Annotated in this window: 20 protein-coding genes, 1 tRNA gene and 1 pseudogene; 9 read left to right on the plus strand and 13 right to left on the minus strand. The window is 58.2% G+C overall.

Annotation, left to right across the window (positions count from 1 at the left end):
- Nucleotides 1–31 precede the first annotated feature (31 nt).
- The 4 genes from HYZ49_09110 to HYZ49_09125 form a co-directional block, all read right to left on the minus strand.
- The gene (locus HYZ49_09110) at nt 32–469 is read right to left on the minus strand and encodes a hypothetical protein (protein ID MBI3242438.1); all 438 of its coding nucleotides are present in this window, start codon (nt 467–469) and stop codon (nt 32–34) included.
- 263 nt (nt 470–732) lie between these two features.
- Nucleotides 733–1536 carry a hypothetical protein gene (locus HYZ49_09115; protein ID MBI3242439.1) on the minus strand — a complete coding sequence of 268 codons (804 nt, stop codon included), beginning with the start codon at nt 1534–1536 and terminating at the stop codon, nt 733–735.
- Entirely contained in the window at nt 1533–1892 is a 360-nt protein-coding gene (locus HYZ49_09120) for a hypothetical protein (GenBank protein ID MBI3242440.1), read from the minus strand. Before HYZ49_09120 ends, HYZ49_09115 begins: the two co-directional genes overlap by 4 nt.
- An 83-nt stretch (nt 1893–1975) precedes the next feature.
- Nucleotides 1976–2057: transfer RNA gene (locus HYZ49_09125), tRNA-Leu, on the minus strand.
- A gap of 75 nt (nt 2058–2132) precedes the next feature.
- On the opposite strand from HYZ49_09125, the gene HYZ49_09130 reads away from it, so the two are divergent.
- The 4 genes from HYZ49_09130 to HYZ49_09145 are packed head-to-tail and all read left to right on the plus strand — an operon-like array spanning nt 2133 to nt 5752.
- A complete protein-coding gene (locus HYZ49_09130; GenBank protein MBI3242441.1) occupies nt 2133–2441 on the plus strand; it encodes a nucleotidyltransferase domain-containing protein in 309 nt (102 codons plus the stop codon).
- 12 nt (nt 2442–2453) lie between these two features.
- The gene (locus HYZ49_09135; protein ID MBI3242442.1) at nt 2454–2846 is read left to right on the plus strand and encodes a HEPN domain-containing protein; all 393 of its coding nucleotides are present in this window, start codon (nt 2454–2456) and stop codon (nt 2844–2846) included.
- Nucleotides 2843–3922 (plus strand): redox-regulated ATPase YchF, encoded by a 1080-nt coding sequence (gene ychF / locus HYZ49_09140; GenBank protein ID MBI3242443.1) that lies wholly within the window; start codon nt 2843–2845, stop codon nt 3920–3922. Before HYZ49_09135 ends, ychF begins: the two co-directional genes overlap by 4 nt.
- Nucleotides 3923–3976: 54 nt before the next feature.
- Nucleotides 3977–5752, plus strand: a complete 1776-nt coding sequence (locus HYZ49_09145; GenBank protein ID MBI3242444.1) for a M3 family oligoendopeptidase — start codon at nt 3977–3979, stop codon at nt 5750–5752.
- 81 nt (nt 5753–5833) lie between these two features.
- Here HYZ49_09145 and htpG read toward each other — a convergent pair whose 3' ends face one another.
- Together htpG and HYZ49_09155 are read right to left on the minus strand one after the other, a co-directional pair.
- The gene (gene htpG / locus HYZ49_09150) at nt 5834–7687 is read right to left on the minus strand and encodes a molecular chaperone HtpG (GenBank protein MBI3242445.1); all 1854 of its coding nucleotides are present in this window, start codon (nt 7685–7687) and stop codon (nt 5834–5836) included.
- Between the two features lie 75 nt (nt 7688–7762).
- Nucleotides 7763–8476 (minus strand): HAD family hydrolase, encoded by a 714-nt coding sequence (locus tag HYZ49_09155; GenBank protein ID MBI3242446.1) that lies wholly within the window; start codon nt 8474–8476, stop codon nt 7763–7765.
- Nucleotides 8477–8546: 70 nt separating this feature from the next.
- Between HYZ49_09155 and HYZ49_09160 the strand changes: the two genes are divergently transcribed.
- Entirely contained in the window at nt 8547–9458 is a 912-nt protein-coding gene (locus tag HYZ49_09160; protein ID MBI3242447.1) for a dienelactone hydrolase family protein, read from the plus strand.
- On the opposite strand, the gene moaA is transcribed toward HYZ49_09160, so the two are convergent.
- The 3 genes from moaA to HYZ49_09175 form a co-directional block, all read right to left on the minus strand.
- On the minus strand, nt 9455–10459 hold the full coding sequence (gene moaA / locus HYZ49_09165; GenBank protein ID MBI3242448.1) for a GTP 3',8-cyclase MoaA: 1005 nt from the start codon (nt 10457–10459) through the stop codon (nt 9455–9457). The two genes, HYZ49_09160 and moaA, sit on opposite strands and share 4 nt — an antisense overlap.
- 129 nt (nt 10460–10588) lie before the next feature.
- On the minus strand, nt 10589–13015 hold the full coding sequence (locus HYZ49_09170) for a hypothetical protein (protein MBI3242449.1): 2427 nt from the start codon (nt 13013–13015) through the stop codon (nt 10589–10591).
- 33 nt (nt 13016–13048) lie between these two features.
- The gene (locus HYZ49_09175; protein ID MBI3242450.1) at nt 13049–14542 is read right to left on the minus strand and encodes a family 16 glycosylhydrolase; all 1494 of its coding nucleotides are present in this window, start codon (nt 14540–14542) and stop codon (nt 13049–13051) included.
- Nucleotides 14543–14786: 244 nt separating this feature from the next.
- On the opposite strand from HYZ49_09175, the gene dnaK reads away from it, so the two are divergent.
- On the plus strand, nt 14787–16679 hold the full coding sequence (gene dnaK / locus HYZ49_09180) for a molecular chaperone DnaK (GenBank protein ID MBI3242451.1): 1893 nt from the start codon (nt 14787–14789) through the stop codon (nt 16677–16679).
- On the opposite strand, the gene HYZ49_09185 is transcribed toward dnaK, so the two are convergent.
- The 4 genes from HYZ49_09185 to HYZ49_09200 all read right to left on the minus strand — a co-directional run bounded on the left by HYZ49_09185 (nt 16589) and on the right by HYZ49_09200 (nt 19732).
- Nucleotides 16589–17140 (minus strand): HEPN domain-containing protein, encoded by a 552-nt coding sequence (locus tag HYZ49_09185; GenBank protein MBI3242452.1) that lies wholly within the window; start codon nt 17138–17140, stop codon nt 16589–16591. The two genes, dnaK and HYZ49_09185, sit on opposite strands and share 91 nt — an antisense overlap.
- A complete protein-coding gene (locus HYZ49_09190; GenBank protein ID MBI3242453.1) occupies nt 17085–17453 on the minus strand; it encodes a nucleotidyltransferase domain-containing protein in 369 nt (122 codons plus the stop codon). The genes HYZ49_09185 and HYZ49_09190 overlap by 56 nt, the downstream gene beginning before the upstream one ends.
- Nucleotides 17454–17482: 29 nt before the next feature.
- Complete coding sequence (locus HYZ49_09195; protein MBI3242454.1) at nt 17483–19021, minus strand: serine hydrolase; 1539 nt, start codon at nt 19019–19021, stop codon at nt 17483–17485.
- A gap of 66 nt (nt 19022–19087) precedes the next feature.
- Nucleotides 19088–19732 carry a hypothetical protein gene (locus HYZ49_09200; protein MBI3242455.1) on the minus strand — a complete coding sequence of 215 codons (645 nt, stop codon included), beginning with the start codon at nt 19730–19732 and terminating at the stop codon, nt 19088–19090.
- Between the two features lie 247 nt (nt 19733–19979).
- Between HYZ49_09200 and HYZ49_09205 the strand changes: the two genes are divergently transcribed.
- The 3 genes and pseudogenes from HYZ49_09205 (at nt 19980) to lysA (ending at nt 25347) form a co-directional block, all read left to right on the plus strand.
- Nucleotides 19980–22415 (plus strand): endonuclease MutS2, encoded by a 2436-nt coding sequence (locus HYZ49_09205; GenBank protein ID MBI3242456.1) that lies wholly within the window; start codon nt 19980–19982, stop codon nt 22413–22415.
- Nucleotides 22416–23973: 1558 nt separating this feature from the next.
- Nucleotides 23974–24066, plus strand: a pseudogene (locus HYZ49_09210) (SEC-C domain-containing protein).
- Nucleotides 24067–24075: 9 nt separating this feature from the next.
- Nucleotides 24076–25347, plus strand: a complete 1272-nt coding sequence (lysA, locus tag HYZ49_09215; protein MBI3242457.1) for a diaminopimelate decarboxylase — start codon at nt 24076–24078, stop codon at nt 25345–25347.
- The last annotated feature ends 43 nt before the right edge of the window (nt 25348–25390 follow it).

Here is a 25390-nt window from a genome sequence, read left to right on the forward strand (position 1 = left end):
AAGGGGTGACAAGGTGATCCAAAGTGCGGCTTCACCTTGTCATCTTGTCACCAGCGCCCCGCCGCTTCAACTCCGCCAGCGCCCCCGTCCACGGCTTGCCAACCGTATTGCTCTTGGGCAGTTTGATCGTGTTGAGCCTGGCGGCAATCTCCGGCATCAACACGGCCAACTCGCCCCAATCGTTCAGCAACACGGCCTCGCGCACCTTTTTGGCGCTCACCTGCGCCCACGCCCACTGCATCCGAAACTGATCGGCCTTGAGCCAGTAATCGCGTTTCTCCCAGGCTTTCACCGACGTGTCCACCGTCGCGTCAATCTGGCTGAGGGCCAGCGACAAGAACGCGGCCATGTCGCGGGCCTCGTCGTCAATCTGCTTCTTCGCCGCCAGCTCTCGAATCGCAATCAGCACCGCCTTGCTCAACTGCGTTCTCTGCTTCCCCGACCCATCTGTGTTGATAACCCGACTCATGAGGCTCCTAAAAAGATTGACCACCAAGACACGAAGGCGCCAAGTCACCAAATTTTTCTTTGTGGCTTTGCGCCCTTGTGGCTTCGTGGTTGATTTTTGAACGGCGCGATTGTCACCGATTGCCAGGCGCCTGTCAAGTAGGGGCGATTCATGAATCGCCCTTACCCATGAATCGCCCTTACCCATGAATCGCCCTTACCCATGAATCGCCCCTACTCATGAATCGCCCTTACCCATGAATCGCCCTTACCCATGAATCGCCCTTACCCATGAATCGCCCTTACCCATGAATCGCCCTTACCCACCAATCGCACTGCGCCTCGATACGAATCGCCTTCTGCGGTTTGGCAAAGCGAGGCCGTCAACCCGGTGACGGGCGGCGTGCGACTGCCGACCTGAATGCCATAAACAATACCGGCCTGCATCAAAAAGTCGCCATAGCTGGCGCTGATCTCCGGCTTGAGACCGGTGACGAAACCATCTTCGCCATCCGCCCACGTCACTGACACCCTCACGCCTGGCAAGGGCCGGCCGTCGGCGTCAATCACATCAACGATGATGAGCGGCAGGCGCTCGGCCTCGTTGCAATAGGCCTCTTGCGAAACCAAAACGTAATCGTAGATCGGCGTGGCTGTGGGCGTGAGCGTAGGAAATGTTGTGGAGGATGGAAACGAGGTGACAGTTGGCGGCAGAGTTGGAATCTCAGTGGCGGCCGTCGTGGCGGTGGGAACCAGCGTCACCGGAGCCACGCCCACGCCAAGCGCGGCGGCCAGGGCCGAGGGCGCAGACGTATCTTTGCCTTCGGCGGCCAGGCGTTGGGCCAAAGCGGTCACTGCCCCGGCAGGGTCGGCTACACCGAGTTGAGCCATTCGCTGGCGGGCGCGATCCAGATCACCGTCAGCGGTATATGATGTTGCGATCAGAAGCAGGTATTGATCTTTATAATCGCCGCGGAGGGCCGCAGGGGCAGTGTCGGTATAGCTCACCGGGCTGATCACCCCGCCATAAAACACGCCCAGAGCAACGCCAATGATGAGGCCCAGAAGAATCAGCGAAGGTCGGATCACGGCGACTTAACTGGGAGTGGCGGCGGAACAGCGCCGAGGGCAGTTGCCAGCGCGTTAAGGGCGCGCAGGTCGTCGAGGGAAGCGCCGGCGGCCTGTTGAGCGGCAGTGTCGGCCACAAACTGGCCGGGGTTGGCAAGGTTGAGGGTGGCGAGGCGGGCGCGGGCGAGATCAAGGTTGGAGTCGAGGGCGTAGGCCTGGGCAATCATCAGCACAAAATCGGCTTTGTGGTCGGCGCGGAGCGTGTCGGGCGAGACATCCACGTATTTCACCGGATTGAGAACCCAGGTGTAAAGCACGCCCGCCGCAAATCCGAGGAGGAGGCCGCCAAGCAAATTGAAAAATGCAGTCCGAGTCATTAACGCAAACGGGGCGTTCGCGGTATTCACCGCCGCCGCCCCGCGCTCTCCTGATGCCACATGTTATAATCGTGTTTGCAGTGTGCCGAAGGTGGGAGTCGAACCCACATACCCGAAGGTACACGATTTTGAGTCGTGCGCGTCTGCCAGTTCCGCCACTTCGGCCAACGTGGCAAAGTATAGGCGAATGCGACAGATCGGTCAAGGATTAGGAACGCCGTGAAGACGTTGGAGCCGAATTTGCTAGCCGAAGTGGTCCGGCGCATTTCCGAAGCTGTGGCCCCGGAAAAAATTTACCTCTATGGGTCTCATGCTTATGGCACGCCGCATGAAAACAGCGATGTGGATTTGTTGGTGCTGGTCAAGGATAGCGACGCATCATATTACAAGCGAACATTGCCAATTTACAAGGCTCTACGTGGCTTATTAATCCCAATCGAAATAAAGGTTGTGACTCAAGAAGAGTTTCAGCGGCGCTTGAAGTGGGTTGTCTCCGTAGAAAAAGCGGCATCGCTCAAGGGCAAGGTGGTGTATGAGCGAAAACGCTGATAACGCTCGGGCATGGCTCGAAAAGCCTGGAGCGATTTACTGTCGGCGCGGGTATTAGTGGCTAATCAGCCTCCGATTTTGGATACTGCTTGTTTTCACTGCCAACAAGTGGCAGAAAAATCGCTCAAGGCCTATTTAGTCTTCAAGGGCGTCGTTTTTGAGAAAACACATAGCATGAGCTATTTGCTTGGCATGTGCTTGATACAGGACACAAATTTCACCTCTGTGCAAGAACAAGCAGAATTTCTAAACCCATTCGCCGTCGAGGTGCGCTATCCCGGTGACGCTGTCATGCCCTCAGCTGAAGAATCAGATGAAGCTCTGGCCGCCACGACGGCGATCTGGAGTTTTGTGCTGACACAGCTACCGGAAGAGTGTCATCCCTCGCGCCATCAATCTTCATGAAACTAGGCATCATCGGTCTCCCCCAATCAGGCAAAACGACAATTTTCAACGCTCTCACTGGCGGCCACAAACCGGTAGGCCAGCTTGCAGGCGGCGGGCGGTTTGAAGTCACTCAAGCCGTCGTATCTGTGCCCGACGAGCGCGTAGACAAACTCTCGGCGATGTTCAAGCCGAAGAAGACGATCCACGCCCAGGTGGCTTATGCGGATATTGCCGGACTCGAAGAAGGCGCCGGCAAGGCCGGGTTTAGCGGCCCGCTGTTAAATCAACTGGCGACGATGGATGGCCTGATCCACGTGGTTCGGGCCTTTGAGAATCCGTCCCTGCCCCACCCTAGCGGTAGTGTGAACCCGGCCCGCGACAAGACCAACGTGGAAGCCGACTTGCTGTTGAACGACCTGGTGGCCGTGGAGCGCAAGCTGGAGCGGCTGGCCGACGATTTGCGCAAGGGCGGTGTGAAGGATAAGACGTTGATCCAGCGCGAGCAGACGTTGTTTACCCATCTGCACGAAGCTCTGTCTGCCGAGAAGCCTCTGCGCGAACTTGAATTGATGGCAGAAGACGAAAAGGTTTTGTCGTCGCATGCATTCCTCACTCGCAAGCCTTTGCTCACCGTCATCAATATCGGAGATGACGACAAAGAACCGGAGTCAGGTGGGGCGAGTTTCCAACTCGCCTTACGGGGGCGGCTGGAGATGGACATCGCCCAGCTTTCCCCCGAAGATGCGGCGACGTTTCTGGCCGAGTACAACATTGCCGAGCCAAGCCTTCGCAGAATGATCAGGTTGTCGTACGATCTGCTGGGCCTGCAATCGTTCTTCACCGTAGGCGAAGATGAAGTGCGAGCCTGGACGGTGAAGCGCGGAGCGACCGCCCCGGAGGCGGCCGGCGAGATTCACTCCGACTTGCGCGAGGGCTTCATCCGCGCCGAGACGTTCAGCTACGGTGACTTGATGAGCGCCGGCGGCCTGGCCGAAGTGAAGGCCAAAGGCAAATTCCGGCTCGAAGGCAAAGAATATATTGTGAAAGACGGCGATATTTTGAATATCCGATTTAGCCCACCAGCGAAAAAGTAATCAGTGGACAGTGTTCACTGACCACTGTCCACTGACCACTGAAAGGAATTCCTCATGACTTACACCCAATCCCGTTGGAAACTCGAGGCCCTGATTCCGTCTTCGGCGGAGGGGCCGGAAATTGAGAAAGCCATCAAGGCATTCGACAAACATGTAAAGAAGAACGAAGGCTGGCGCAAAAAGCTCAAGGCATCTATATCTGTCAAAGAGTTCCTGTCCCTGCTCAAGGATTATGAAGCCATGCAAGAGTCCGGGTTGCGGCTCAACGCCTTTGCCGGCTTGCAGTTCTCTGCCGACACCCAGAATCAGGCCGCCCTGGCCGTGCTGGGCCGGGTGGAGCAGTTGACGGCTGAGGCGCAGAACCGCCTGCTGTTCTTTTCGTTGTGGTGGAAGGCTCTGGACGACAAGAACGCGGCCCGGCTGATGAAGGCTTCGGGCGATTTGCGCTACTGGCTGGAAGAGATGCGGCACTTCAAGCCGCACACTCTTTCCGAAGCTGAAGAGAAAGTGGTCAACATCAAAAACGTCAACGGCCCGAACGCCATTCAGACGTTGTATGAAATGATCACCAACAAATTCACTTTTACCATCGAAGTCAATGGTGAAAAGAAGACACTCACCCGTGACTCGCTGATGGTCTATGCCCGGGGCGCAGACGCCGGTCTGCGCGAGGCGGCCTACAAAGAGTTGTATCGAGTCTACGGTGAACAGGGCCTTTTGCTCTCGCAGATTTACGCCAATTTGATGCGCGATTGGCGCAGTGAGAATGTGAGCCTGCGCAAATTCAAAAGCCCGATTGCCCCGCGTAACCTGGCGAACGACATGCCGGACAGTGTCGTGGAAACCCTGCTGAAGGTCATCAAAGATAACGCCGGAGTCTTTCAACGCTACTTCAAACTCAAAGCCAAGTGGATCGGGGCCCCTTCGGGAAAACTGCGCCGCTACGACATTTATGCCCCGCTTGCGGGCTCGGAGAAAGAGTATCCCTACGATTTGGGCGTGAACATGGTTCTGGACACCTTTAGCGAGTTCTCGCCGCGGGTGGGCCAGTTGGCGAAGAAGGTGTTTGACGACGGCCACGTGGACTCGGAAGTGCGGCCCGGCAAACGCGGCGGCGCATTCTGCGCCGGTGTGCTTCCAGGCATGTCGCCCTGGGTTCTGCTCAACTACAACAATAAGGCGCAAGACGTGGCGACCACCGCTCACGAAATGGGCCACGCCATTCACGCCCTGCTGGCCGCCGACCACTCCCCCCTCACCTTCCACTCGGCCCTGCCGATGGCCGAGACTGCTTCAGTGTTCTCCGAAATTCTGCTCACCGAAAAACTGTTAGCCCAGGGAACCGACCCGGCGGTGAAGCGCGACCTGCTGGCTAAATCAATTGACGACGCTTACGCCACCGTCGGGCGACAGGGCTTCTTTGCCATGTGGGAGAAGGAAGCGCATGAGCTGGTGAAAAACGGCAAGACTGCTGACGAGATGGCCGAGCGCTACCTCGAAACGCTCAAGGAGCAATTCGGCGACGCGGTCGAAGTCAGCGACGAGTTCAAGTGGGAGTGGGTGTCCATTCCACACTTCTATTCTGTGCCGTTTTACGTGTACGCCTACTCGTTCGGCCAACTGCTGGTGCTGGCGCTTTATGAAATGTACAAGCGCGAAGGCGAAGCCTTCAAGCCCAAGTATCTCAAGATTCTGACCTATGGCGGATCCGAAGCGCCAGCCAGGATTCTCAAAGAAGCGGGCATCAACATCGCCTCGGCCAAGTTCTGGCAGGGCGGCTTTGACGCGATTGGCCGGATGATTGACGAGTTGGAGAGGATGGAAGCGTAGAAAACCCCAACGCCCAAAATCCCAAGAACCAAAAGAGCCTGACGGTTTTGTGCCGCAGGCTCTTTTTCTAATCTCCAATCTCTAATCTCTATTTCTCACCGCCGCTTCCATGAGTTGCTGAATTCGCGGCAACATCTCTGCCGGGTTGGGATGCAGGCCCTCGATGAGCAGGGAACTTTCGAACAACTGGTCAATGCAGGCCGTCAACAGCGGCTCGGACTCCGGTTGAGCCGCCATCTCGGCCAGTCGGCGGATGAGGCCGTGGCGGCGGTTGATCTCCAGCACCCGCTTTGGCATCTCGAAGTCTTTGTTGAGCAGGCGCTGGATACGAACCATCTCCTGCGCCGCGTTCGCGCCCGGCGCAACCAGCCGGGCCGGGCTGTCCACCAGCCGCTCCGAGGCCCGCACGTCCACAACCTTATCGCCCAACCGTTCTTTGAATTTGGCGACCAGCCCTTCAAACTCGCCCGTCGGTGTTTCGGCCTCTTCAGGCTTCGATTGGTCTTGAGGAAGGTCGAGCGTCGGGTCGTCCACGCTTTGAACTTTGAAGCCTTCATACTCTTGCAGGCCGGCCAGCATGAAGTTGTCAATCGGATCGGTCAGGTAGAGGGCTTCAAGGCTGTGGCGGCGGAAATAATCCAGGTGAGGGCTAATGGCGGCTGAACCGGCGCTGTCGGCCAACAGGTAGTAAATGGATTTCTGCGACGGCTGGGCGCGTCCCACATAGTCTGAGAGTGAAACCAGCTCATCGGCTTTCGAGGAATGAAAACGCAGGAGCGGCAAGAGCTTTTCTCGTCCAGCGTAGTCGGTGGCCAGACCTTCTTTGACGTAAACGCCGAACTCGTTCCAGAACGCGGCGTACTTGTCTTTGTCGTCGGCGGCCAGCTTTTTCAGTTCGTCAATCAGCTTGTGGGTCAGCGCCGTCTTGATGCGCTCCATCACTTTGTTCGATTGCACCGTTTCGCGCGAGACGTTGAGCGGCAGGTCTTCCGAGTCGGCAACGCCCTGCACAAAACGGAAGTGATTTGGCAAAAGGTCTTTGCAGTAGTCCTGAATCAATACTTTGCGCGAATATAGTTTCAGCCCTTCCTCTTTTCGCGCCGCAAGGATGCCGCGCTCGGACTTGGCCGGGATGAAGAGCATGGCGTAGATTTGCACCGGGGCGTCGGTGTTGAGGTGCGCCCGAAGCAGTGGCGGCTCAAACTCCAGAGTCAACTGGCGATAAAAATCGTTGGCCTGCTCGTCGGTCACCGAGGCGGCTGTTTGCCGCCAGATGGCCGTCTGCCGGTTGATCGCTTTATCCTTGAGATAGATCGGGAAGGCGACAAAGTCGGAGTGCTTGTGGATGGCTTGCTCCAGCCGCCAGTCTTTGGCGAAGTCGCTCGCGTCTTCTTTGAGTTTAAGGGTGATGGCCGTGCCCCGGTCAGTTTTATCCGCCGGGGTGATAGTGTAAGAGTCGCCGCCCTGAGTCGTCCACGCCCAGGCCGTGTCGCCGGGGCGGTACGAACGCGAAGTGACGGTGATCTCGTCGGCCACCATCAGGGCCGAGTAGAAGCCCACGCCGAAGCGGCCAATGATGTCGCTGGCTTTAGCGCCCTCTTTGAGCGACTCGAGAAACGCCGCCGCGCCGGAGTGAGCAATTGTGCCCAGATTGGCGATCAACTCGTCGTGATTCATGCCGATGCCGGTGTCGGCAATGGTCAAGGTTTTGCCGTCTTCTGACCCTGTGACCGTGATCTTAAGTTCAGCGTCCGAGTCGAGCACGTCGCGGTTGGTGAGCGTCTCGAACTGCAAACGGTTGAGGGCGTCGGAGGCGTTGGAGACCAGTTCGCGGAGAAAGATTTCGCGGTCGGTGTAGAGCGAGTGGGCCAGGATGTTGAGCAGTTGGCGCACTTCGGCGCGGAATTCGATAGTTTGAGGGTTTTCAGTAGTCATAGGTTAGAGGATTAGAGATTGGAGATTGGAGATTTTCATTACTGAGGTTTTTCTCTGTGGTTCAGTGGTGAAATATTACCTCAGTTTTTTGAGTTCCCCAATTTCCCGTATGACACGGCAATCAGCGTCGGGGAAGAGACCTTTGGGGTCAATGAGGACGGGGGTCAGGCCGGCGCGGCGAGCGCCGACGATGTCGGCGTAGAAATTATCGCCAACGTAGGCGGCCTGTTCGGGAGCGCAACCGGCCAGCGTTGCCGCTTGCAAAAAGATTCCGGGCGCGGGTTTCCAACTCTGCGCTTGCCCGGCGGAGAGGGTGAAGTGGAAGAAGCCGCTGAGGCCCAAATCGGCGGCCAGCCCGTCCAGCGGTTCAGGGCGGTTGGAGACCAAGCCCAGGGTGTAGCCGTCGGCGCGAAGTTGAGTCAAGGTCGGGATCACGTCGTCGGGAACATGGTGGACCGGCTTGTAGTCTTCGTCAAACCGTTTGTTGACCTGTTGACCCAGCGCCGGCAAATCGCCGTCAATCCCGAAGGCCTGCAGGAGCCGGGTTGTGTAACGCACCCAGAAGTCGCCGGTCTCGCCGCTAAACTCCTTGCGGTCAATGGTCTGCTCCGGCGATTCGGCCCAGTAGTAGTGAGTCCAGCGCTCGGCGTGGTGTTGCTGGCTTTGGCTGAGCGGGTGACCGAGTTCGGCCAGGTAGCCGACGAAGGTGTCGAAGCCGTTGGGGTGATTATGACGGAGCGTGCCGTCGAGGTCGAAGAGGATCGCGTGAAGAGAGTTTCCGTTTTTCATCGGGGCTAATTGTAACTTGACTCAGGCCGCAGAGGGTGGTTTAGAATTGGCTTTGGAGGAGACAACCAAAATGAAGATCATCAAACGAATCGGATTAGGCATCGTCATTGTCGTTGTGGCCCTGGTCGTGTTTCTCGTCGGCTCGGTGGTCCTGGACGCTCTGCTCGGCGGCGGGCGGCTGGACGCCCTGACAAACACTGATATTTCCAACGCGAACGGCCCGGATATTCGCGCCTACGTGGCCCGGCCAGCCACGCCCGGCCCGCATCCGGCGGTCATCATGATCCACGAGTTCTGGGGGCTGAGGCCGGACATTGTGGGCAAGGCCGAGGCGCTGGCCCAGGAGGGCTACATCGTCGTCGCGCCTGACTTGTTTCGCGGAAGCACGACCGGCTGGGTGCCGCGCGCGATCTATCAAGTCGTTTCGACGCCTCAGGAACAGATCATCGGCGACCTGGACGCGGTGTTTGCCTGGCTGGAGTCGCAGGCCGACGTGAAGGCTGACCGGATCGCCGTGATGGGGTTTTGTTTTGGCGGAGGGGCGTCTCTTCGTTACAGTTTGACGAACAACGGGCTGGCAGGCACGGTGCTTCTTTATGGCTCGCCGATCACGGACGCTTCGCAACTCAAATCCCTGCCGGGGCCGGTATTGGGCATCTTCGGCGGGGCCGATCAATCCATTTCCGTCTCTCAGGTGAACGCCTTCGAGGCCGGGTTGAACGAAGCGGGTGTGCCGAACCAGATCACGATTTACGAGAATCAGCCACACGCCTTCGTCAAAAGCATTGAGGAGATTCAGCAGGGCGGCCCGCAGGGGCAAGCCTGGGATGAGGTTCTGGTCTTCTTGAAGGAAACTTTGCAAGACGAGACGGGTTCAAACCGCCGCCAGGTTTCTCCGGCTCAAGTCGTCGGCTCAACTGACTGGCGTTACTGGCTGATGCTGGCTTACGAGCACACGATTGGGTCAGGCGCTCATCATTAGCCACCGATGTGACTCATCTCCACCTTGGCCAGTGGGATAATGTTCTCGGATCGGAGTTCTGAATAGCGATCGTCACGGACGCGCCAGACTTTAACGATGGCTTGCGACAGCTCTTCGTCGGTTGCGCCGCCTCTGATTAATTGGCGGAAGTCGAAGCCCGAGGCGGCGAAGAGGCAGGTGTAGAGCTTGCCTTCGGCAGAGAGGCGGGCGCGGTTGCAATCGCGGCAAAAGGCCTGGGTCACAGAGGCCACTACCCCGACCTCACCGCTCCCGTCTTTGTAGCGCCAGCGCTCGGCCACTTCGCCAACGTAATTCGGATCAGCCGGCTCCAGCGGCATCTCGGCAGAGATCATTTTGATAATCTCTGCCGCCGGGATGACGTCGTCCATCCGCCAGCCGTTGGTGCTACCTACGTCCATGTACTCGATGAAGCGCAGGATGTAGCCCTTGTGCTTGAAGAAGCGGGCCATGGGCAGGATGCTGGTTTCGTTCAGGCCGCGCTTGACGACCATGTTGACTTTGAGGGGCAACAGGCCGGCGGCGGCGGCGGCATCCATTCCTTCCAGCACCGCTTCCACCGGAAAGTCCACGTCGTTCATCGCCTTGAACACGTCGTCGTCGAGCGAGTCCAGGCTAACCGTGACACGCTTGAGTCCGGCGTCTTTGAGGGCTTGCGCTTGTTTGGCTAAAAGTGCGCCGTTGGTAGTCAACGTGAGATCGAGGCCCGGAATCTCGGCCAGCATGGCGACGAGCTTGTGCAGGTCGCGGCGCACCAGCGGCTCGCCGCCGGTGAGGCGGATTTTTTGCACGCCGTGCCCCACGAAGAGACGGGCCAACCGGGTGATCTCCTCGAAGGTCAAGACTTCAGCGCGGTTGAGGAATTGATAGTCAGGTCCGAAGATTTCCTTCGGCATGCAGTAGACGCACCGAAAGTTGCACCGGTCGGTGACGGAGATGCGGAGGTCGCGCAGGGGGCGGTTGAGGGTGTCGAAAAGAGTCATGGCGGTCTGGTGGTCGAATAGTCAAGTAGTCGGCGTAATGTGATTTTATCATGGCGGTCTGGTTTATCAAATTAAAGAGCGCCGAGAGTTGGTCTTGGCGCTCTGAGAAACATTGCAAACAGGCCGAATTTACGGCGGCGTGTTGAAACTCCTCACCGCCGACCACTGGCTGAACTGCATCCCACCATCCGCGCCGCCGCTCACCGCCCGCACCCGCCAGAAATATGGCGTCCCCGAACTCAACGCAACTTCCGGCGTGTAGGTCGAGACATTGACTCGCCCGCCCTGCCCCCGGCCAAGTATCGTGGCAAAGTTCGGGTCAGTCGAAATCTGCACTTCGTAGTAACTCGTCACCGGAGTCACATCGCTCCAATCCAACGTGGGCTGGCCGTTTGCCACCGTTGCTCCGTTGGCAGGCGCGAGCAGGCTCGGCACGCCCGGCGGGTTGGCGCTGTAGAAGTGACGAACGCGCGACCAGGCGCTGGGGCCGCCGGGGCCGTTGGCCCGCACCCGCCAGAAGAGCAGGGTGTTGCGCGGCAAGTCGGTGGGCATCACGTAGGCTGAAGGCGTGAGGTTGGTATTGAGGACGAGCGAAGTGAAGTTCTGGTTGGTGGAGGTTTGGAGGGTGTAGGAAGTCGCGATGCCGACGTTGTCCCAATCGAACAGCGGGCGGGTGGTAGAAGGAGCGTTCCCGCTTTGCGGAAAATTCAGAGCGGGCTGGATGAATTCATAGGCGCCGATGTCACAGGCCGCGCCTTGAGGTCGGGCAACACCGCGCTGGTCAAGGCTATTAACCGGGTCGGCGGCGCAGACAGAGTCATTGCCAGCATCAATCGCGGGGCTGCCAGGCAAAAGGGCATGGGTTTTGGTGAGGCCGCCGTTGTTTTGCAGGGAGCCGAGGAGAGGGTCGGCGACCGGGATTGTTGCACCACAAGTTGAATCACCCCAAAAAGGGTCGCCACCAAATTGTAGATTGTTGCCGCCATCAATGATCGTGGCAGAGCAATTTCTAGCAGAAATATTATTAGCAATAATGGTGTTGTAAAGCGTTGTAGTAGCTGAGCCCCCACTATAAGCAATATTGGAGATGCCAGAATCGCCATTATTGAAGAACGTACTATTCTTTACCTCAATCGCTGATAAGCCAACTCCAGGATTCAAGCTTTCGACCCCGCCTTCGGGGTTGTTAGAGAAAGTGCTATTCGTGATGGTCAGGCCGTTCATGACAGTCGGAGGGAAAGCAAAATGTCTGCTCTCGATAGCAGCGACACCCATATTGTTAGAGAAGGTGCTACTATCAACAACGAGGGGGCCAAAAAAGTTGTAGAGGCCTCCACGGTCATTATTGGAGAAAGTGCTGGCGGTGATGTGGGTGGGAACGTTGCTCACGCCGCGCTGGTAAATACCCGCGCCTAGTTCAGCACTATTGCCAGAGAAATTAGTGCGAGTGATTGTGAGGGGCCCCATACTCATGTTGTAAATTCCGCCGCCGCTACCGTTCGAAACTCCAGCTACATTATTCGAGAATGTGCTGTCACTCACAGACAACGTACTGGCTTCATTGATACCGAAGTTGTAAATGCCGCCGCCATCGCCTAAAGCAGTGTTATCGGATATGTTGCTATTTGTAATTGTCAGGATGCTACCGTCACCGTTAAAGATACCGCCGCCAGTGTACGCATTGTTGCCAGAAATAGTGCTGTTAGTGATTATAAGAGTGCCAGCATTACTGATCGCGGCGCCGTTAAGCACTCTGTAAGGGGTGCCATTATCAGAGAATGTGCTATTAGCGATGGTTACGATACCTCCTGCTCTATTACAGATGCCGCCGCCGGCAGAGCCAGCAAGGTTATTAGAGAAGGTGCTTCCCGAAATTGTCAAAGTACCGGCCTCATTCAAGATGGAGCCGCCACAGCTACTGACTTCACTGTAGGCTGAGTTTGAAAAAAAGCTATTCGTAACAGTTACTACGCCGCTGCTCCAAATGCCGCCTCCATAATACGAGTAGCTTCCAGTTACAGAGCTATCGTTGAGCGACAACGTCCCAAGATTATGAATGCCACCCCCGCCAAAAAAGTTGTTATTTGCGCCGCTATCAACGCCTCGAACAAGCGTCAATTGATTCAACGCCAGAGCCGCGCTAACTTCCACGAAGAAAAACCGGAAAGCAGGAGCGCCGGATAGAGGCCGATTGATAGTCGCCCCATGACCATTGATAGTAATGGTGCTGACAATCACAGGCAGACCATTGTCGCCTTTATCAGCATAGGAGTTGTCTACTCCTGTCAGCGTATAAGTCGCCCCTGCCCCCAACTCAATCGTATCTGCCCCCGCGCTCCCGGCAGTGCAGTCGCCGCCACTCCCGCCGGTCGTGTTCGCTTCGTTGATGGCCTCAATCAGCGAGCACTGTCCGTCGCCAATATTCACGTTTGGGTTGGTCGTGGTTACGTTGATGGCCGCCGCGTAGGCTCGCGGTGTTGGCGCGGTAAAGGTAAGCCCGACTAACAGGGCAACACTCGTAATAATTCGAATGGCTTTGGCATTTGATACAGACATGTTTGGCTCCACAGTATGAGTTACGCTAATCTATCACGGCGTCACATTGAAACGTCTAACCGCCGACCACTGGCTGAACTGCATCCCCCCGTCCGCGCCGCCGCTCACCGCCCGCACCTGCCAGTAAAACGTCCCTGAACCCAAAGCCGCTTCCGGCGTGTACTGCGACAGGTTCACCTTCCCGCCCTGCCCTCGCCCAAGCACCGTCGTGAAATTCTGGTCGGTCGAAATCTGTACTTCGTAGTAAGTCGCCGCCGGGGTCACGTCGTTCCAGTCCAGCAATGGCTGGTTGCTTACATTGGCGCCGTTGGGAGGCGCAAGCAGAGCAGGCACGCCCGGCGGGTTAGCGCTGAAGAAGTGCCGCACCCGCGACCAGGCGCTGGGGCCGCCAGGCCCGTTCGCCCGCACCCGCCAGAAGAGCAGGGTGTTGCGGGGCAAGTCCGCCGTCGGCACATAGGCCGATGGCGTGAGAGGGACGTTCAGGACGAATGAAGTGAAGTTCTGGTTGGTGGAGATTTGGAGGGTGTAGGAAGTGGCGGTTGCCACGCTGGCCCAATCGAACAGTGGGCGAGTGGTAGGAGGCGTATCGCCGCCGACGGGGAAGTTCAGCACAGGCGGCGCAAGCGAGGAATAATAAATCCGGACGTAGTCAACGAGCATGGTCCCACCGGAAGCGGTGGAGGCCGTCGGGTTACCTGGCCAGCCGCCACCCATCGCAACGTTCAGGATTACGAAGAATCCGTGGTTCGCCGCGTTGTTCCACGTCGTCGCGTCTACTTGGTTGGCATTCACCGTATGACGCTGGACACCATCAACGTACCAGCGGAACTGGTTGGGTGAGATGCTCTTGTCCCACTCGAACCGATACGTGTGGAAACCAGCTTGGAGGGGCGGCGAGAAGCCAGAGTCGCTCGCAGAAATCCCCGTTGTCTCGTTACATGGACCGCCCGGGTTCACGCCACAATGAAACGTGCCGACCCACGTGTTGGTGCCATTGATGTTCTCCATAATGTCGATCTCGCCGACACTCGGCCAGTTCCAGTAGTTGCCGCGATACGGCGCGCCAAGCATCCAGAATGCTGGCCAGTAGCCCTGAGCAGCAGATCCTGTAACGTTTGGCAATTGGATCGATGCCTCGATAGCCATTTTTTGACCAGTGGGCGGTTGGAAGTCCTTACGCTTCGTCTCAATGCGGCCTGAAGTCCACCCTGTTAGAGGATCTGAACCTGTATGAAGCGCCCGGATGTTGAGGAAACCGCCACTCTGGAAAACGTTAGCTGTACTACTACTCATCACCTCGATCTCGCCAGTACCCCAGTTCGCTGGCCCACCAGGATAACTTGTGCCTGTGTCGTATATCCAGTCGGCATTACTAACACCGCCAGACCCATTGAACTCATCGCTCCAATGAAGAACCCAGATTGACTCCGCTAAAACTCGCTGCGCAGGTGCAACGGTAAAAGTCAGCCCGGCCAGCAGGCTGGCGGCAAGAGCAAAACGAACGGATTTAGCGATAAAGTCAAACATGGGTTCCCCTCCCAGCGTTGCAGAGCCATTCTAACCAGAAACCGGAGCGGGCCGAAAGTGACACTTGTGCTTATGTTCCTCTGATTTTCTGCTTACGTTCCTCCGACGCGCCCCGCATATTCTTATCACAGATTGGCCCTCGATGGCAAGTATAAGGCCAAAAATCAGTACATTGTCACGAAGGCATTCAGTACAAATGCAAGCCGGTTACCCGGCGTAGAGGCGAAGCAGTTAGGAGAACAATATGAGCAAAATTATTGGCATTGACCTCGGCACGACGAACTCCATCGTGGCCGTGATGGAAGGCGGCGATCCAACCGTGATCGCCACCAGCGAAGGGCAACGGATTCTGCCCTCGGTCGTGGCCTTCAACAAAAACGGCGAGCGCCTCACCGGCTTCACCGCCAAGCGCCAGGCCGTCGTCAATTCGGAGAACACCGTTTACTCCATCAAGCGATTCATGGGCCGCCACTTCGACGAAGTGGAAGGCGAGCGCAAGATGGTGAGCTACGACGTCACCAAAGGCCCGGCCGGCGACGCCCGCGTTCGCATTCCGCAAAACGGCAAGGCCTACACCCCGCAGGAAATCTCGGCCATGATCCTGGGCAAGCTCAAGCAGGAAGCCGAAGCGTATCTTGGCGAACAAGTTACGCAGGCCGTCATCACTGTGCCTGCTTACTTCAACGACTCACAGCGTCAGGCCACCAAAGACGCGGGCAAGATCGCCGGCCTCGAAGTCCTGCGCATCATCAACGAACCGACGGCAGCGGCGCTGGCTTACGGCCTCGACAAGAAGAAGAACGAGACGATCCTGGTCTTCGACCTCGGCGGCGGCACGTTTGACGTGAGCGTGCTGGAAGTGGGCGACGGCGTTGTGGAAGTGAAGGCCACCAACGGCGACACCCACCTCGGCGGCGACGACTGGGATCAGAAAGTCGTCAACTGGCTGGCCGAAGAATTTCAGAAGCAAGAGGGTATTGACCTGCGCAAGGATCGGCAGGCGCTACAACGATTGCGCGAGGCCGGCGAGAAGGCCAAGATCGAACTCTCGTCGGTGATGGAAACCGAGATCAACCTGCCCTTCGTCACCGCCGATGCCAGCGGCCCCAGGCATTTGGTGATCCGGCTGACTCGATCCAAGTTTGAGCAGTTGACGAAAGACTTGCTCGACCGTTGCCGCCGGCCTTTTGAGCAGGCGTTGAAGGACGCCGGGGTAACCGCCGCCCAATTAAACAACGTGGTTCTGGTGGGCGGCTCGACTCGCATGCCGATGGCGCAAGATTTAGTGAGAAGTTTGACGAATGGCAAAGAGCCGCACAAGGGCGTGAACCCCGACGAAGTGGTGGCTGTGGGCGCGGCCATTCAGGCCGGGGTGTTGTCGGGCGACGTGAAAGATTTGCTCCTGCTTGACGTGACTCCGCTCACCCTGAGCATCGAAACGATGGGCGGCGTGGCGACGCCCATCATCGAACGCAACACGACGATCCCGGTGAAGAAGAGCCAGGTCTTCTCCACCGCCGAAGACGGCCAAACCGCCGTAGACGTTCACATCATGCAGGGCGAGCGCCCGATGGCAACCGACAACATGACCCTCGGCCAGTTCCGGCTGGACGGCCTCCCGCCCGCGCCGCGCGGCCTGCCGCAGATCGAAGTCACTTACGACATTGACGCCAACGGCATCCTGAAAGTGAGCGCCAAAGACAAAGCCACTGGCCGCGAGCAGAAGATTGCGATCACCGCCAGCACCAACCTGAACAAGAGCGACATCGAGCGGATGGTAAACGAAGCCAAGCGCAACGAGTCTGAAGACCGCAAGCGCAAAGAACTGGTGGAGGCCCGCAACAACGGCGACTCACTGGCCTACCAGGCCGAGAAGGCTCTGCATGACCTGGGCGACAAAGTGCCGGGCAGTGACAGGCAGAAGATCGAGAAGCAAATCGCCGACCTGCGCGAGGCGCTCAAGGGCGATGACGTGAATCGCATTCACAGTTTGAGTGAGCAGTTGCAGCAGGCCACCTATGCCTTGAGCCAGCAGATGTACGCCGGTCAGACCGGCACAAACGGCGGCTCAACCGGCCCAGGCCCTGGCCGCCGTGAAGAGGGCGATGTAGTTGAAGGAGAATTCACCGAGGCGTAACAAAAAACTTCCCGAAGGTTTGAGAACCTTCGGGAAGTTTTTTTATAAAAGTAATCAGGGGTGAACTTCAGCAGGCAGTAACGAAAGAATGAATATGTAGAGCTTTTCCGCGTCTGTAAGCGCCTCATCAAACTCATCCTGATCCGGTCCAGAATTTCGCCAGGGTAACGAAAAGCAGTTGCGTAGGGCGTCAAACGTTCGCCAGTATCCAACCAGGGCAACAACGACGATTCAAGCATTGCCGCTATCTCGATAAGCAAGCGAACATCATGGACTTTTTCAAATCGTTGATCGCGGAAAACAAGGAAGGCTTTGACTGCCTTTTCAGCCGCCTGTTGGCAGTGGTAGATAGCCGTATCCAAATAAGGGTCAGGGCCGACAGACAATTTTCGCGCGGTTGCCAAGTCATGTTGTGCTTTGATCAACCAATTCTGCACTAATTGCTGTTTCGCTTCTTCCATACAGCACTTTCCCCTTTTCAAGAATCTCACATTCTAGTGACGCAGGGACGCGGCGGAAGCGTTCAACTTCAGCCCGGGTCTTCACCAAAATGTCAATCGGCACAAATAAGCCGCGCAAAGCACGATAAGCTTGGGTTGCCCGCTCGGTTGGTTTAAGACCACTGTGCGACACAATGATCAGCAGATCCAGATCGCTATCTTCATTTGGCGAACCCCAGGCATGTGAGCCAAACAGAACAACTTGTTCTGGCTGTAATTCAATAACCAGCCGTCGAGTAATCTCACCAAGCAAGCCTTCAGGGAGCGTCTTCATGAATTGGATTGTATCATCAAACAACAAGCTCACCGCCGATTGTAGTAATTAAACACCGCCGTCGCCAGCGAGATCACCAACCGGTCAGCCGTGTCGAACGGAACCGGCTCGTCGCGGTGGACGTAAACCGTCATCGCGTAATTGCCGCCGGGCGAAAAGACAAGTGCGGCGTCGCCCACGTTGTTCAACGGCGAGCTATCCCAGCCGTGCTTGTGAACGACCGTCGCGCCGGGCGAGCCGCCGGCAATAAAGCGGGGGATCAGTTTATTCTCGGCCAGCAGGTCAATGATGCGCTGGCACTCTTCGGCGGTGAACTGGCCGGGGAACGTTTCCATGAGCGGGCCGCCGCCTTTTGAACATTGATAGATCATCACCATCAACCGCCCCATGTCCGAAGCCGTCGTCTGGTTGTAACGGTCGGGCGAGAGATCAATGTCGGTGCGGATGTTAGCCGGCGTGTCTCGTGGCGTGGTGATCGCGCCGAGCGTGTTGAGCAGTCCGGCCAGGTAAGTGTTACGCAAGCCAAGCGTCTCCATCGTATCGCTCACTCTGTTTGCTCCAATCAGTCCGCCGCCGTCGCCGAGAATACCGAGAATGATGTCGGTGTATTCGTTGGCCGAGTCGCTGAAGATGCCGTCGAGCAAAAGTTGCTCATCGGGAGTCGGCGGCCCGTCTTTGTAGCGGAAGAACGTCATCGCTACCGGAACCTTGATCGTGCTCATGCCCGAATACGCAATGCCATCGCCAACCGGAAACGGCTTTTGATCATTCATCGCCATGTCGAGCGTCTGGCCCGTGTCGAGGTCGGCCAGATAAATGCTCACGGTGCCGCTGAACTGGTGCAAGCGAACGTCGGTGTAGAGCAAATCGGCCAGGGTGTCGAACGTGGGCGGCGAGGCCGAGAAGTCGTTGACGGGCAGAGTCACGGCTCGGTCGGTGGGCGAGCGCAACGCAGTGTTGATCAGGGCGAAGGCAGTGTTCATGTCCAACGCGTAGCCGGCTGAACCGGGGGTGAAGCCCAGCGTAGCCGGGTCGGCCTTCGCGGGTGTGCCGTTGTCATCGTAATGAGCCGCCACCTCAGTCAAAAATTTATTCAACGCATTCTGATCAAAACTGGCTTGCAGAGGCACGGGCGGGGGCGGCGGCGGCGGCTCGCTCCACAAGTACGCCCAGAAGTCGGCCCACACTGAGCCGGAGCTTTGCGCCGCCGACACCTGCCCCAGCATCGCTTCCGTGTCGAGTTTGAAGTTGATTGTCGTCGGATCAAGTTGAAAGGAACTGACACGATAATCGAGCGTGAGCGGCGAGCCATAAACTTTGTTCAGCCGGCTCTCGGCCTCGGGCCGGGTGAGGCCTCCCACCGGAACTCCGGCCACCACCTGCCCCGCCGGAATCCGATCCAGGCTTCGGGCGAAGAGCAAAATCTGAATCAGCAGAATCACCAGCGAGCCGAGAATACCGATGGCCGAAAGCGTGAGCCAGAAGCGAAAACTGCTGAGGCTGAGTTTGAACCGTCGGCGCGGGCGCACCGGGCCGGGGCGGCTGTTGAGGCGGCGATCTATTTGCATGAGCGACGATGGACGATGGACGACAGACGACGGACAAAACTGTCGTCTATCGTCCGTCGTCTGTTGTCAGTTACAAGGCGCATCAGGGACATAGTAGTCGTGGGTGAAGGTTTGCCCGTCGCCGCCGGTCACGCTCACCGTGCCGGTGATGACGCCGCCGCAGGTCTTGGCGATGGTGAAAAAGATGAAGGTGTAATTCACTCCGGCGTTCTCAAACTTGCCGTCGCCGTTGGCATTGACGATCATCGTTTGGCCGTCGTGCTTCACCGAAAACGGCGGCCTGCTCCCGGCGAACTCTACCGAGAGCGTCACCAGCGAGCCATCCGGCGGGCGCGCCGGGTCGCGCGCCACGGCGGCTAACTGCACGCCGCGAAACGCAATCGGCCCGGCGCTGGGAGGCGAGGTCGGGGTCGCCGTCCTGGCCGGCGGGCGCGGGGTGTTGGTGAAAACAGGGGCGGGAACAGTGGTGGGCAGGATGAGGCGAATGATGGCCGTCTCGGTCGCCGTTGGTGGCGGCGTGTCGGCAGGCAGAAGAGTAGCCGTGTCAGTCGGAATCGGCAGAGCCGTATCGGTGGGCAACGGCGTGTCCGACGGTAAAATAACTTCCACATGCGGAAAGGCTTGCACGGTGACTCCGGCGGTGGGGAACGTCGTTGGTTGCCCGTTACAAGCGGCGGCCCCGCAAGTAGCAACAAGGCAAAGGCATTTCACAAACAGCTTCATAAACAGTGGCGATTATAACCTCTCTCGACAGGCCAGACATCTCGGCCCATTGTTTACGGTAGTGTTTGTTGTGGTGCGGAGGGCGTGAGACGGAATTTTTTAACGCAAAGCCGCAAAGTTGCCAGAGCGCAAAGAAAAACCAGTTTATTCCTGGCGGCTTTGCGTTAAGGGTTTTCACTCTCTCCCTGTATGCTTGCTCACTAATCGTGTAGAATCGTCCATGTAAGCCCGACACATGGACTCCAAATCTCTCCACACCCTCGAGCTCCCCAAAATACTCGACCGCCTCGCCACCTACTGCTCATTCTCTGGCGGCGTTGATCTTGCGCATCGCCTTGCGCCCACGACCGATCTCGCCGAAGCCAAACGCTGGTTGCAGGAAACCTCCGAAGCTCGCAAACTGCTCTCGGTCAAAACCGACGCCTCCATCGGCGGCGCGCGCGACGTGCGGCAGTTCGCCGCCAACGCCGCCATCGGCGCAGTGCTGTGGCCGATTGAAATTCTCGACATCAAGAACACCCTCATCGCCGGGCGGACTCTCAAACGCGCCTTGAGCCGGCTGGGCGACCAGTTCCCCCGCCTGGCCTTCATCGCTTCCACGATTAACGAGTGCCCCGGTCTGGTGGAAGCCATTGGCCGGACGATTGACGAACGCGGCGAGGTTCTGGATTCCGCCTCTGAAAAACTTGCCAGCATCCGCCGCGAACTCAAGATCGCCTACGACCGCCTCCTGCAAAAACTGCAATCCATCCTCAGCAGTGCGCGCTATTCCACTTACCTGCAAGAGAATTTGATCACGCAACGCGAAGGCCGTTACGTCGTTCCGCTCAAGTCGGAGCACAAGGGCAAGTTGCGCGGCATCGTCCACGATCAATCGGCCTCCGGCGCAACACTATTCGTCGAGCCGCTGGCGACGGTGGAACTCAATAACACCTGGCGGGGACTGCAACTGCAAGAGCAAGAGGAGATTCGCCGCATCCTGGCCGAACTGTGCGCCGTCATCGGCGGGCAGGCCGAAGGCATCAAACACACCGTCGAGGCCCTGGCCGAACTTGACCTTGCTTTCGCCAAAGCCAAATACGCCGACGCCCTCCGCGCCAGCGAACCTGCCCTTACGGATTTTCGCCCAAACACCCAACCACCCAACCCGCTGGCGCGAACCACCCGCGCCCACCCCGGCTCCGTCATCCAACTGCGTGAAGCGCGCCACCCGCTCCTCGATCAAACGACGGTTGTACCGGTAGATTTTGTGTTGGACGATCAAACCTACGTCGTCGTCATCACCGGCCCCAACACCGGCGGCAAAACCGTCAGCCTCAAAACCGTCGGCCTGCTGGCCCTCATGGCTCAGTGCGGCTTGCACATCCCGGCCCAATCTGGCTCGGCGCTCTCGATCTTTGAAGGCATCTACGCCGACATCGGCGACGAGCAATCCATCGAGCAAAGCCTGTCCACCTTTTCGTCGCACGTCACCAACATCGTCGGCATCCTCAAGCACATCAACACCCGGTCGCTGGTGATCCTCGACGAGCTTGGCGCCGGCACCGATCCCACCGAAGGCTCGGCCATCGCCCGCGCCATCCTCTCCTACCTGCTCGACCTGGGCGTGACCGCCCTCGCTACCACTCACTATCCCGAACTCAAAATCTACGCCCACACCACGCCCGGCGTCGCCAACGCCAGCGTCGAGTTCGATCTCGAAACGCTCGCGCCGACTTATCATCTCACCATCGGCCTGCCGGGCCGCTCCAACGCCTTCGCCATCGCCCAGCGCCTCGGCCTCGACGGAACCATCATCGCCGAAGCCAAAGACATGATGCCCAACACCGACCTCGAAGCCGAAAAACTGCTGGACGAAATTCACCGCCAGCGCGACCTCGCCCGCCGCGAGCGCACCCTGGCCGAAGCCGTGCGCGCCGACGCCCTCAAGCTCGAAACGACCCTCAGCCGCCGCCTCGACCGAATCGAAGAAGAGCGGCAAAAGATTCTGGAGGACGCCCGGGCCGAGGCCAAAGCCGAGATTGAAAAGCTACAAGAGGAACTGATGGGACTGCGCCGCAAACTGCAAAACGCCGCCCTGCCTCTCACCGTGATCAAGGAAGTGGCCGCCGCCACTGAAAAATTGGCCGATGAGACGGACATCCCTATCTTTCCCTCATCCGGTAAATCCGTTCAATCCGTTGACCCCAAACGCCCCCTCCGCCTCGGCGACTCAGTCTGGGTCAAGAACCTCAAAACTGAAGGCGCCATCCTCTCACTCACTTCTTCAGAAGCCGAAGTGCAAATTGGCCGCCTGCGCGTCCGGGCCAAACTCGACGAACTGCAAGCGATGGCCGATAAAACAAATCCCAAATCCCAAGCGCCAAAACCCCAACCCTCCGACGACCACTCGACTACCCGACCATCCGACCACCCAACCACTGGCATGGAAATTGACATTCGCGGCCAGACGGTTGAAGAAGGCCTGCTTATGCTTGAGCGCTACCTCGACTCGGCCTATCTCGCCAGCCTGCCCTGGGTGCGAATCATTCACGGCAAAGGCACCGGCAAACTGCGCCAGGCCGTGCGCGACGCCCTGCGTGCCAGCGACCTCGTCATCTCGCAGGAACCCGGCCAGGATGGCGAAGGCGGCGAGGGCGTAACGATTGCCAAACTGGCAATCGCCGACTAAGGAGATCATCATGGAACAATCAGACTGGAACACGTTAATAGACGAGTTGATCAAATTGTGCAGCCCAGATGCGTATCAGAAGTTTGCCGAGACCGTCGGCGAAGGTTTTGACGAGGGCGGCCTGGCCCCGTTCTACCACACCTCACCGCTTTTATTGCTCACGGCCGGCATGTATCACGAAGCAATGACCTTGCCCGACGCCAACCTCTCGTCCATCGCTGGCGGCCTGGAGCGCCTCTGGCAAACCGTCATTGAAGACCGGGATGCATCAACATTGCCAACCGAAGATGACGAAGAGGAAGACGAGTATTGGGTGGACGAGCTTGAAATCCTGCGCGACGAAGCCGATGGCTTGCTGGCAATTTTTGAAGCCTACGCCGCCGGCCAGGCCTCGCCTGAGACTGACGCCAACGCCCTCATCCAACAAGCCTTGTTGCGTATTTCTTCCAACCATCACAAGGCCCGCCAGCTTTTCGGGCAGGCGGGCGCGGCCATCATAAGCGGCGCAAAATACTGGCCGCTGTGGCACCACGAAGTGGATACGCCCCCGGCGCACGGTTGGATACGCGGGCTGTTTGGCCTGCTCACCTTTGTCAAGATCAACGAGCAGTATCCGCTGGCGCCCCTTGCCGAACAACGGCCAAAGTATCAAGAAAAGGATGAGACCGCACCTGACGAGACCGGGCCGGAAGAGCTGTTCGAAGAGTTTGAGGAAAAACTCTCCCCCGACGAGCAACACTTGATGAAGATTTTGCTCTGCGGCAAAGAGAAACTCAGCGACAAGCAGATTGCCGAAGTTTCCTTCACACCCGAAATCATCAGCCGCCTCAAGCTGATAGTGCAGAGCGAAGAATACGCTTACGAAGATTCGGAAGGCAAAGGCTACGCGCCCATCCACGCCGCCAAACTGCTCGGCAAGTCCGGTTCGCCCGAAGCTGTGGACGCTCTGCTCTTCGCTTTGTATAAGAGCGATCCTGACGACATCCTAAACTCTGAGGCCTGCTTCGCCCTCGAAGCGCTCGGCCCGCTGGCCCTGCCGGCAGTGCTGGACACGATGCAATACAGCAACGACCTCGACTTCAAACTTTTAGTGGCCGGCGTATTAAGCAATATTGGCCAAGGCGACGAGCGCGCCTTCCGCGCCCTCGAAGCTTATTACCACGAAACCACCTGGGATGATGACCGGGTGATGGCTGTCGCCGACCTGGGAGTGCTGGGCGATCCTCGCGGCCTGCCCATCCTCCAGAAAGCTCTCAACGACCGCGAGATTACTCCGATGGGCATCAACGAGACTGTCGCCGCCATCGAAACGCTCGACCCCAGCCACAACCCCGAAGAACTCAAACGCCTCGAAGCCAAAGCCCGCCAGCGATACGATAGCCATCTGGTGCGTTTTGACAAATACGGGCAGGCTTTCTGTCGCGAATGCGGCTCGCTGATGGAGAAGGGCGCCTTTGGACAATGGCAACACGTCGAACCGGAGCCGCCTCTGTCAGCCGCCCGCGCCTCGCGCCCGGCGCTTCCTGCTTTCAACCCGCTCCCGCCAGTTGACCCGCGCTTCAAAAACGTGGGCCGCAACGACCCTTGCCCGTGCGGCTCCGGCAAAAAGTTCAAGCACTGTCATGGCTCCGGCAAGGAAATGGTGAACTGACCATCCCTCGTGTCGGCCTTCAATTACCTCAACGGCTTGCTTCACTGCGACTTAGTTCCACTCTCTACTCTTGCCGCTAAATTCGGCACGCCGCTTTACGTTTACTCGGCCGACCGCCTGCGCGAAAACTACCGCCGCCTGGCCGCCGCTTTCGCCCCGCTCCATCCCACGATCTGCTACTCGGTCAAAGCCAACTCTAACCTTTCTATTCTGCGCTTGCTCAGGGATGAAGGCGCAAGTTTCGACATCGTCTCCGGCGGCGAACTCTTTCGAGTCCAACAACTCGGCGCCAACATGGCGCACGTTGTGTTTGCCGGAGTCGGCAAGACCGAGGCCGAAATTGAAATGGCGCTCCGGGCGAACGTCGGCTGGATCAACGTCGAGTCTGACGGTGAACTGCGCCGGGTGAATGACCTGGCCGGACGGTTGGGCCGCCATCCCAACGTCGCCATCCGTCTCCGCCCCGACGTGGACGCCGACACCCATCGTCACATCAGCACCGGCTCGGCGGCCAGCAAGTTCGGCGTGCCGGTCACTCAGGCGCTCGAACTCGTCCGCGCCCAACTCCCTAACCTCCACGTTCGCGGCGCGCACATTCACATCGGCTCGCAACTCGCCAACCCTCAAGCCACGTTGCAGGCGATCGAGGCTGTGTTGGAATTTGTGGCGAAGGCAAACGCGCTCGGCGCAACCATTGACACGCTCGACATCGGCGGCGGCTTCCCCGTGTCGTATCGCGGCGACGACGAAATGCCCGACATCGAATCCTTCGCCGCTCCCATTTTGAACCAACTCGCCCACTGGAAAGGCGGCCTCACCCTGGAACCAGGCCGTTATCTGGTGGCCGACTCTGCCGCCCTGATCGTCACCGTTCAATACGAGAAAAACGATTCTGCGCCAGCACATCGCATCGTCATCGTGGACGCCGGGATGAATACTTTGCTCCGCCCGGCCCTGTACGACGCCTATCATCGCGTTCTGCCTGTAGAGCGAATTGACAACACCTGCCCCACCGCAGGTGTGGGTTCGCCCTACACCCCTGCCGACGTGGCCGGCCCCATCTGCGAGTCCGCCGACTTCTTGGCTCGCAATTGTCCTCTGCCGCCGCTCAACTCTGGCGACCTTCTCGCCCTGCTCGACGTGGGCGCGTATGGCTTTGCCATGGCCTCCAATTACAACTCGCACCCGCTCCCTGCCGAAGTGCTGGTTGAAGGCAACACCCATCACCTCATCCGCCGCCGGCAGACTTACGAGCAGTTAATCGCAAACGAAGTGATATAGTTAACGACGAAGGACAAAAGACGACGGACGACATTCCTTCATC

Source organism: Chloroflexota bacterium (genome assembly GCA_016197225.1).
In the GTDB taxonomy this organism is placed as follows: domain Bacteria; phylum Chloroflexota; class Anaerolineae; order Anaerolineales; family VGOW01; genus VGOW01.

What these genes read in the sequence shown, in the direction of transcription:
- HYZ49_09110 (MBI3242438.1), bottom strand. Translation starts at nt 469, where the DNA reads ATGAGTCGGGTTATCAACACAGATGGGTCGGGGAAGCAGAGAACGCAG.
- HYZ49_09120 (MBI3242440.1), bottom strand. Translation starts at nt 1,892, where the DNA reads ATGACTCGGACTGCATTTTTCAATTTGCTTGGCGGCCTCCTCCTCGGA.
- HYZ49_09135 (MBI3242442.1), top strand. Translation starts at nt 2,454, where the DNA reads ATGGCTCGAAAAGCCTGGAGCGATTTACTGTCGGCGCGGGTATTAGTG.
- ychF (MBI3242443.1), top strand. Translation starts at nt 2,843, where the DNA reads ATGAAACTAGGCATCATCGGTCTCCCCCAATCAGGCAAAACGACAATT.
- HYZ49_09145 (MBI3242444.1), top strand. Translation starts at nt 3,977, where the DNA reads ATGACTTACACCCAATCCCGTTGGAAACTCGAGGCCCTGATTCCGTCT.
- htpG (MBI3242445.1), bottom strand. Translation starts at nt 7,687, where the DNA reads ATGACTACTGAAAACCCTCAAACTATCGAATTCCGCGCCGAAGTGCGC.
- HYZ49_09155 (MBI3242446.1), bottom strand. Translation starts at nt 8,476, where the DNA reads ATGAAAAACGGAAACTCTCTTCACGCGATCCTCTTCGACCTCGACGGC.
- HYZ49_09160 (MBI3242447.1), top strand. Translation starts at nt 8,547, where the DNA reads ATGAAGATCATCAAACGAATCGGATTAGGCATCGTCATTGTCGTTGTG.
- moaA (MBI3242448.1), bottom strand. Translation starts at nt 10,459, where the DNA reads ATGACTCTTTTCGACACCCTCAACCGCCCCCTGCGCGACCTCCGCATC.
- HYZ49_09170 (MBI3242449.1), bottom strand. Translation starts at nt 13,015, where the DNA reads ATGTCTGTATCAAATGCCAAAGCCATTCGAATTATTACGAGTGTTGCC.
- HYZ49_09175 (MBI3242450.1), bottom strand. Translation starts at nt 14,542, where the DNA reads ATGTTTGACTTTATCGCTAAATCCGTTCGTTTTGCTCTTGCCGCCAGC.
- dnaK (MBI3242451.1), top strand. Translation starts at nt 14,787, where the DNA reads ATGAGCAAAATTATTGGCATTGACCTCGGCACGACGAACTCCATCGTG.
- HYZ49_09185 (MBI3242452.1), bottom strand. Translation starts at nt 17,140, where the DNA reads ATGGAAGAAGCGAAACAGCAATTAGTGCAGAATTGGTTGATCAAAGCA.
- HYZ49_09190 (MBI3242453.1), bottom strand. Translation starts at nt 17,453, where the DNA reads ATGAAGACGCTCCCTGAAGGCTTGCTTGGTGAGATTACTCGACGGCTG.
- HYZ49_09195 (MBI3242454.1), bottom strand. Translation starts at nt 19,021, where the DNA reads ATGCAAATAGATCGCCGCCTCAACAGCCGCCCCGGCCCGGTGCGCCCG.
- HYZ49_09205 (MBI3242456.1), top strand. Translation starts at nt 19,980, where the DNA reads ATGGACTCCAAATCTCTCCACACCCTCGAGCTCCCCAAAATACTCGAC.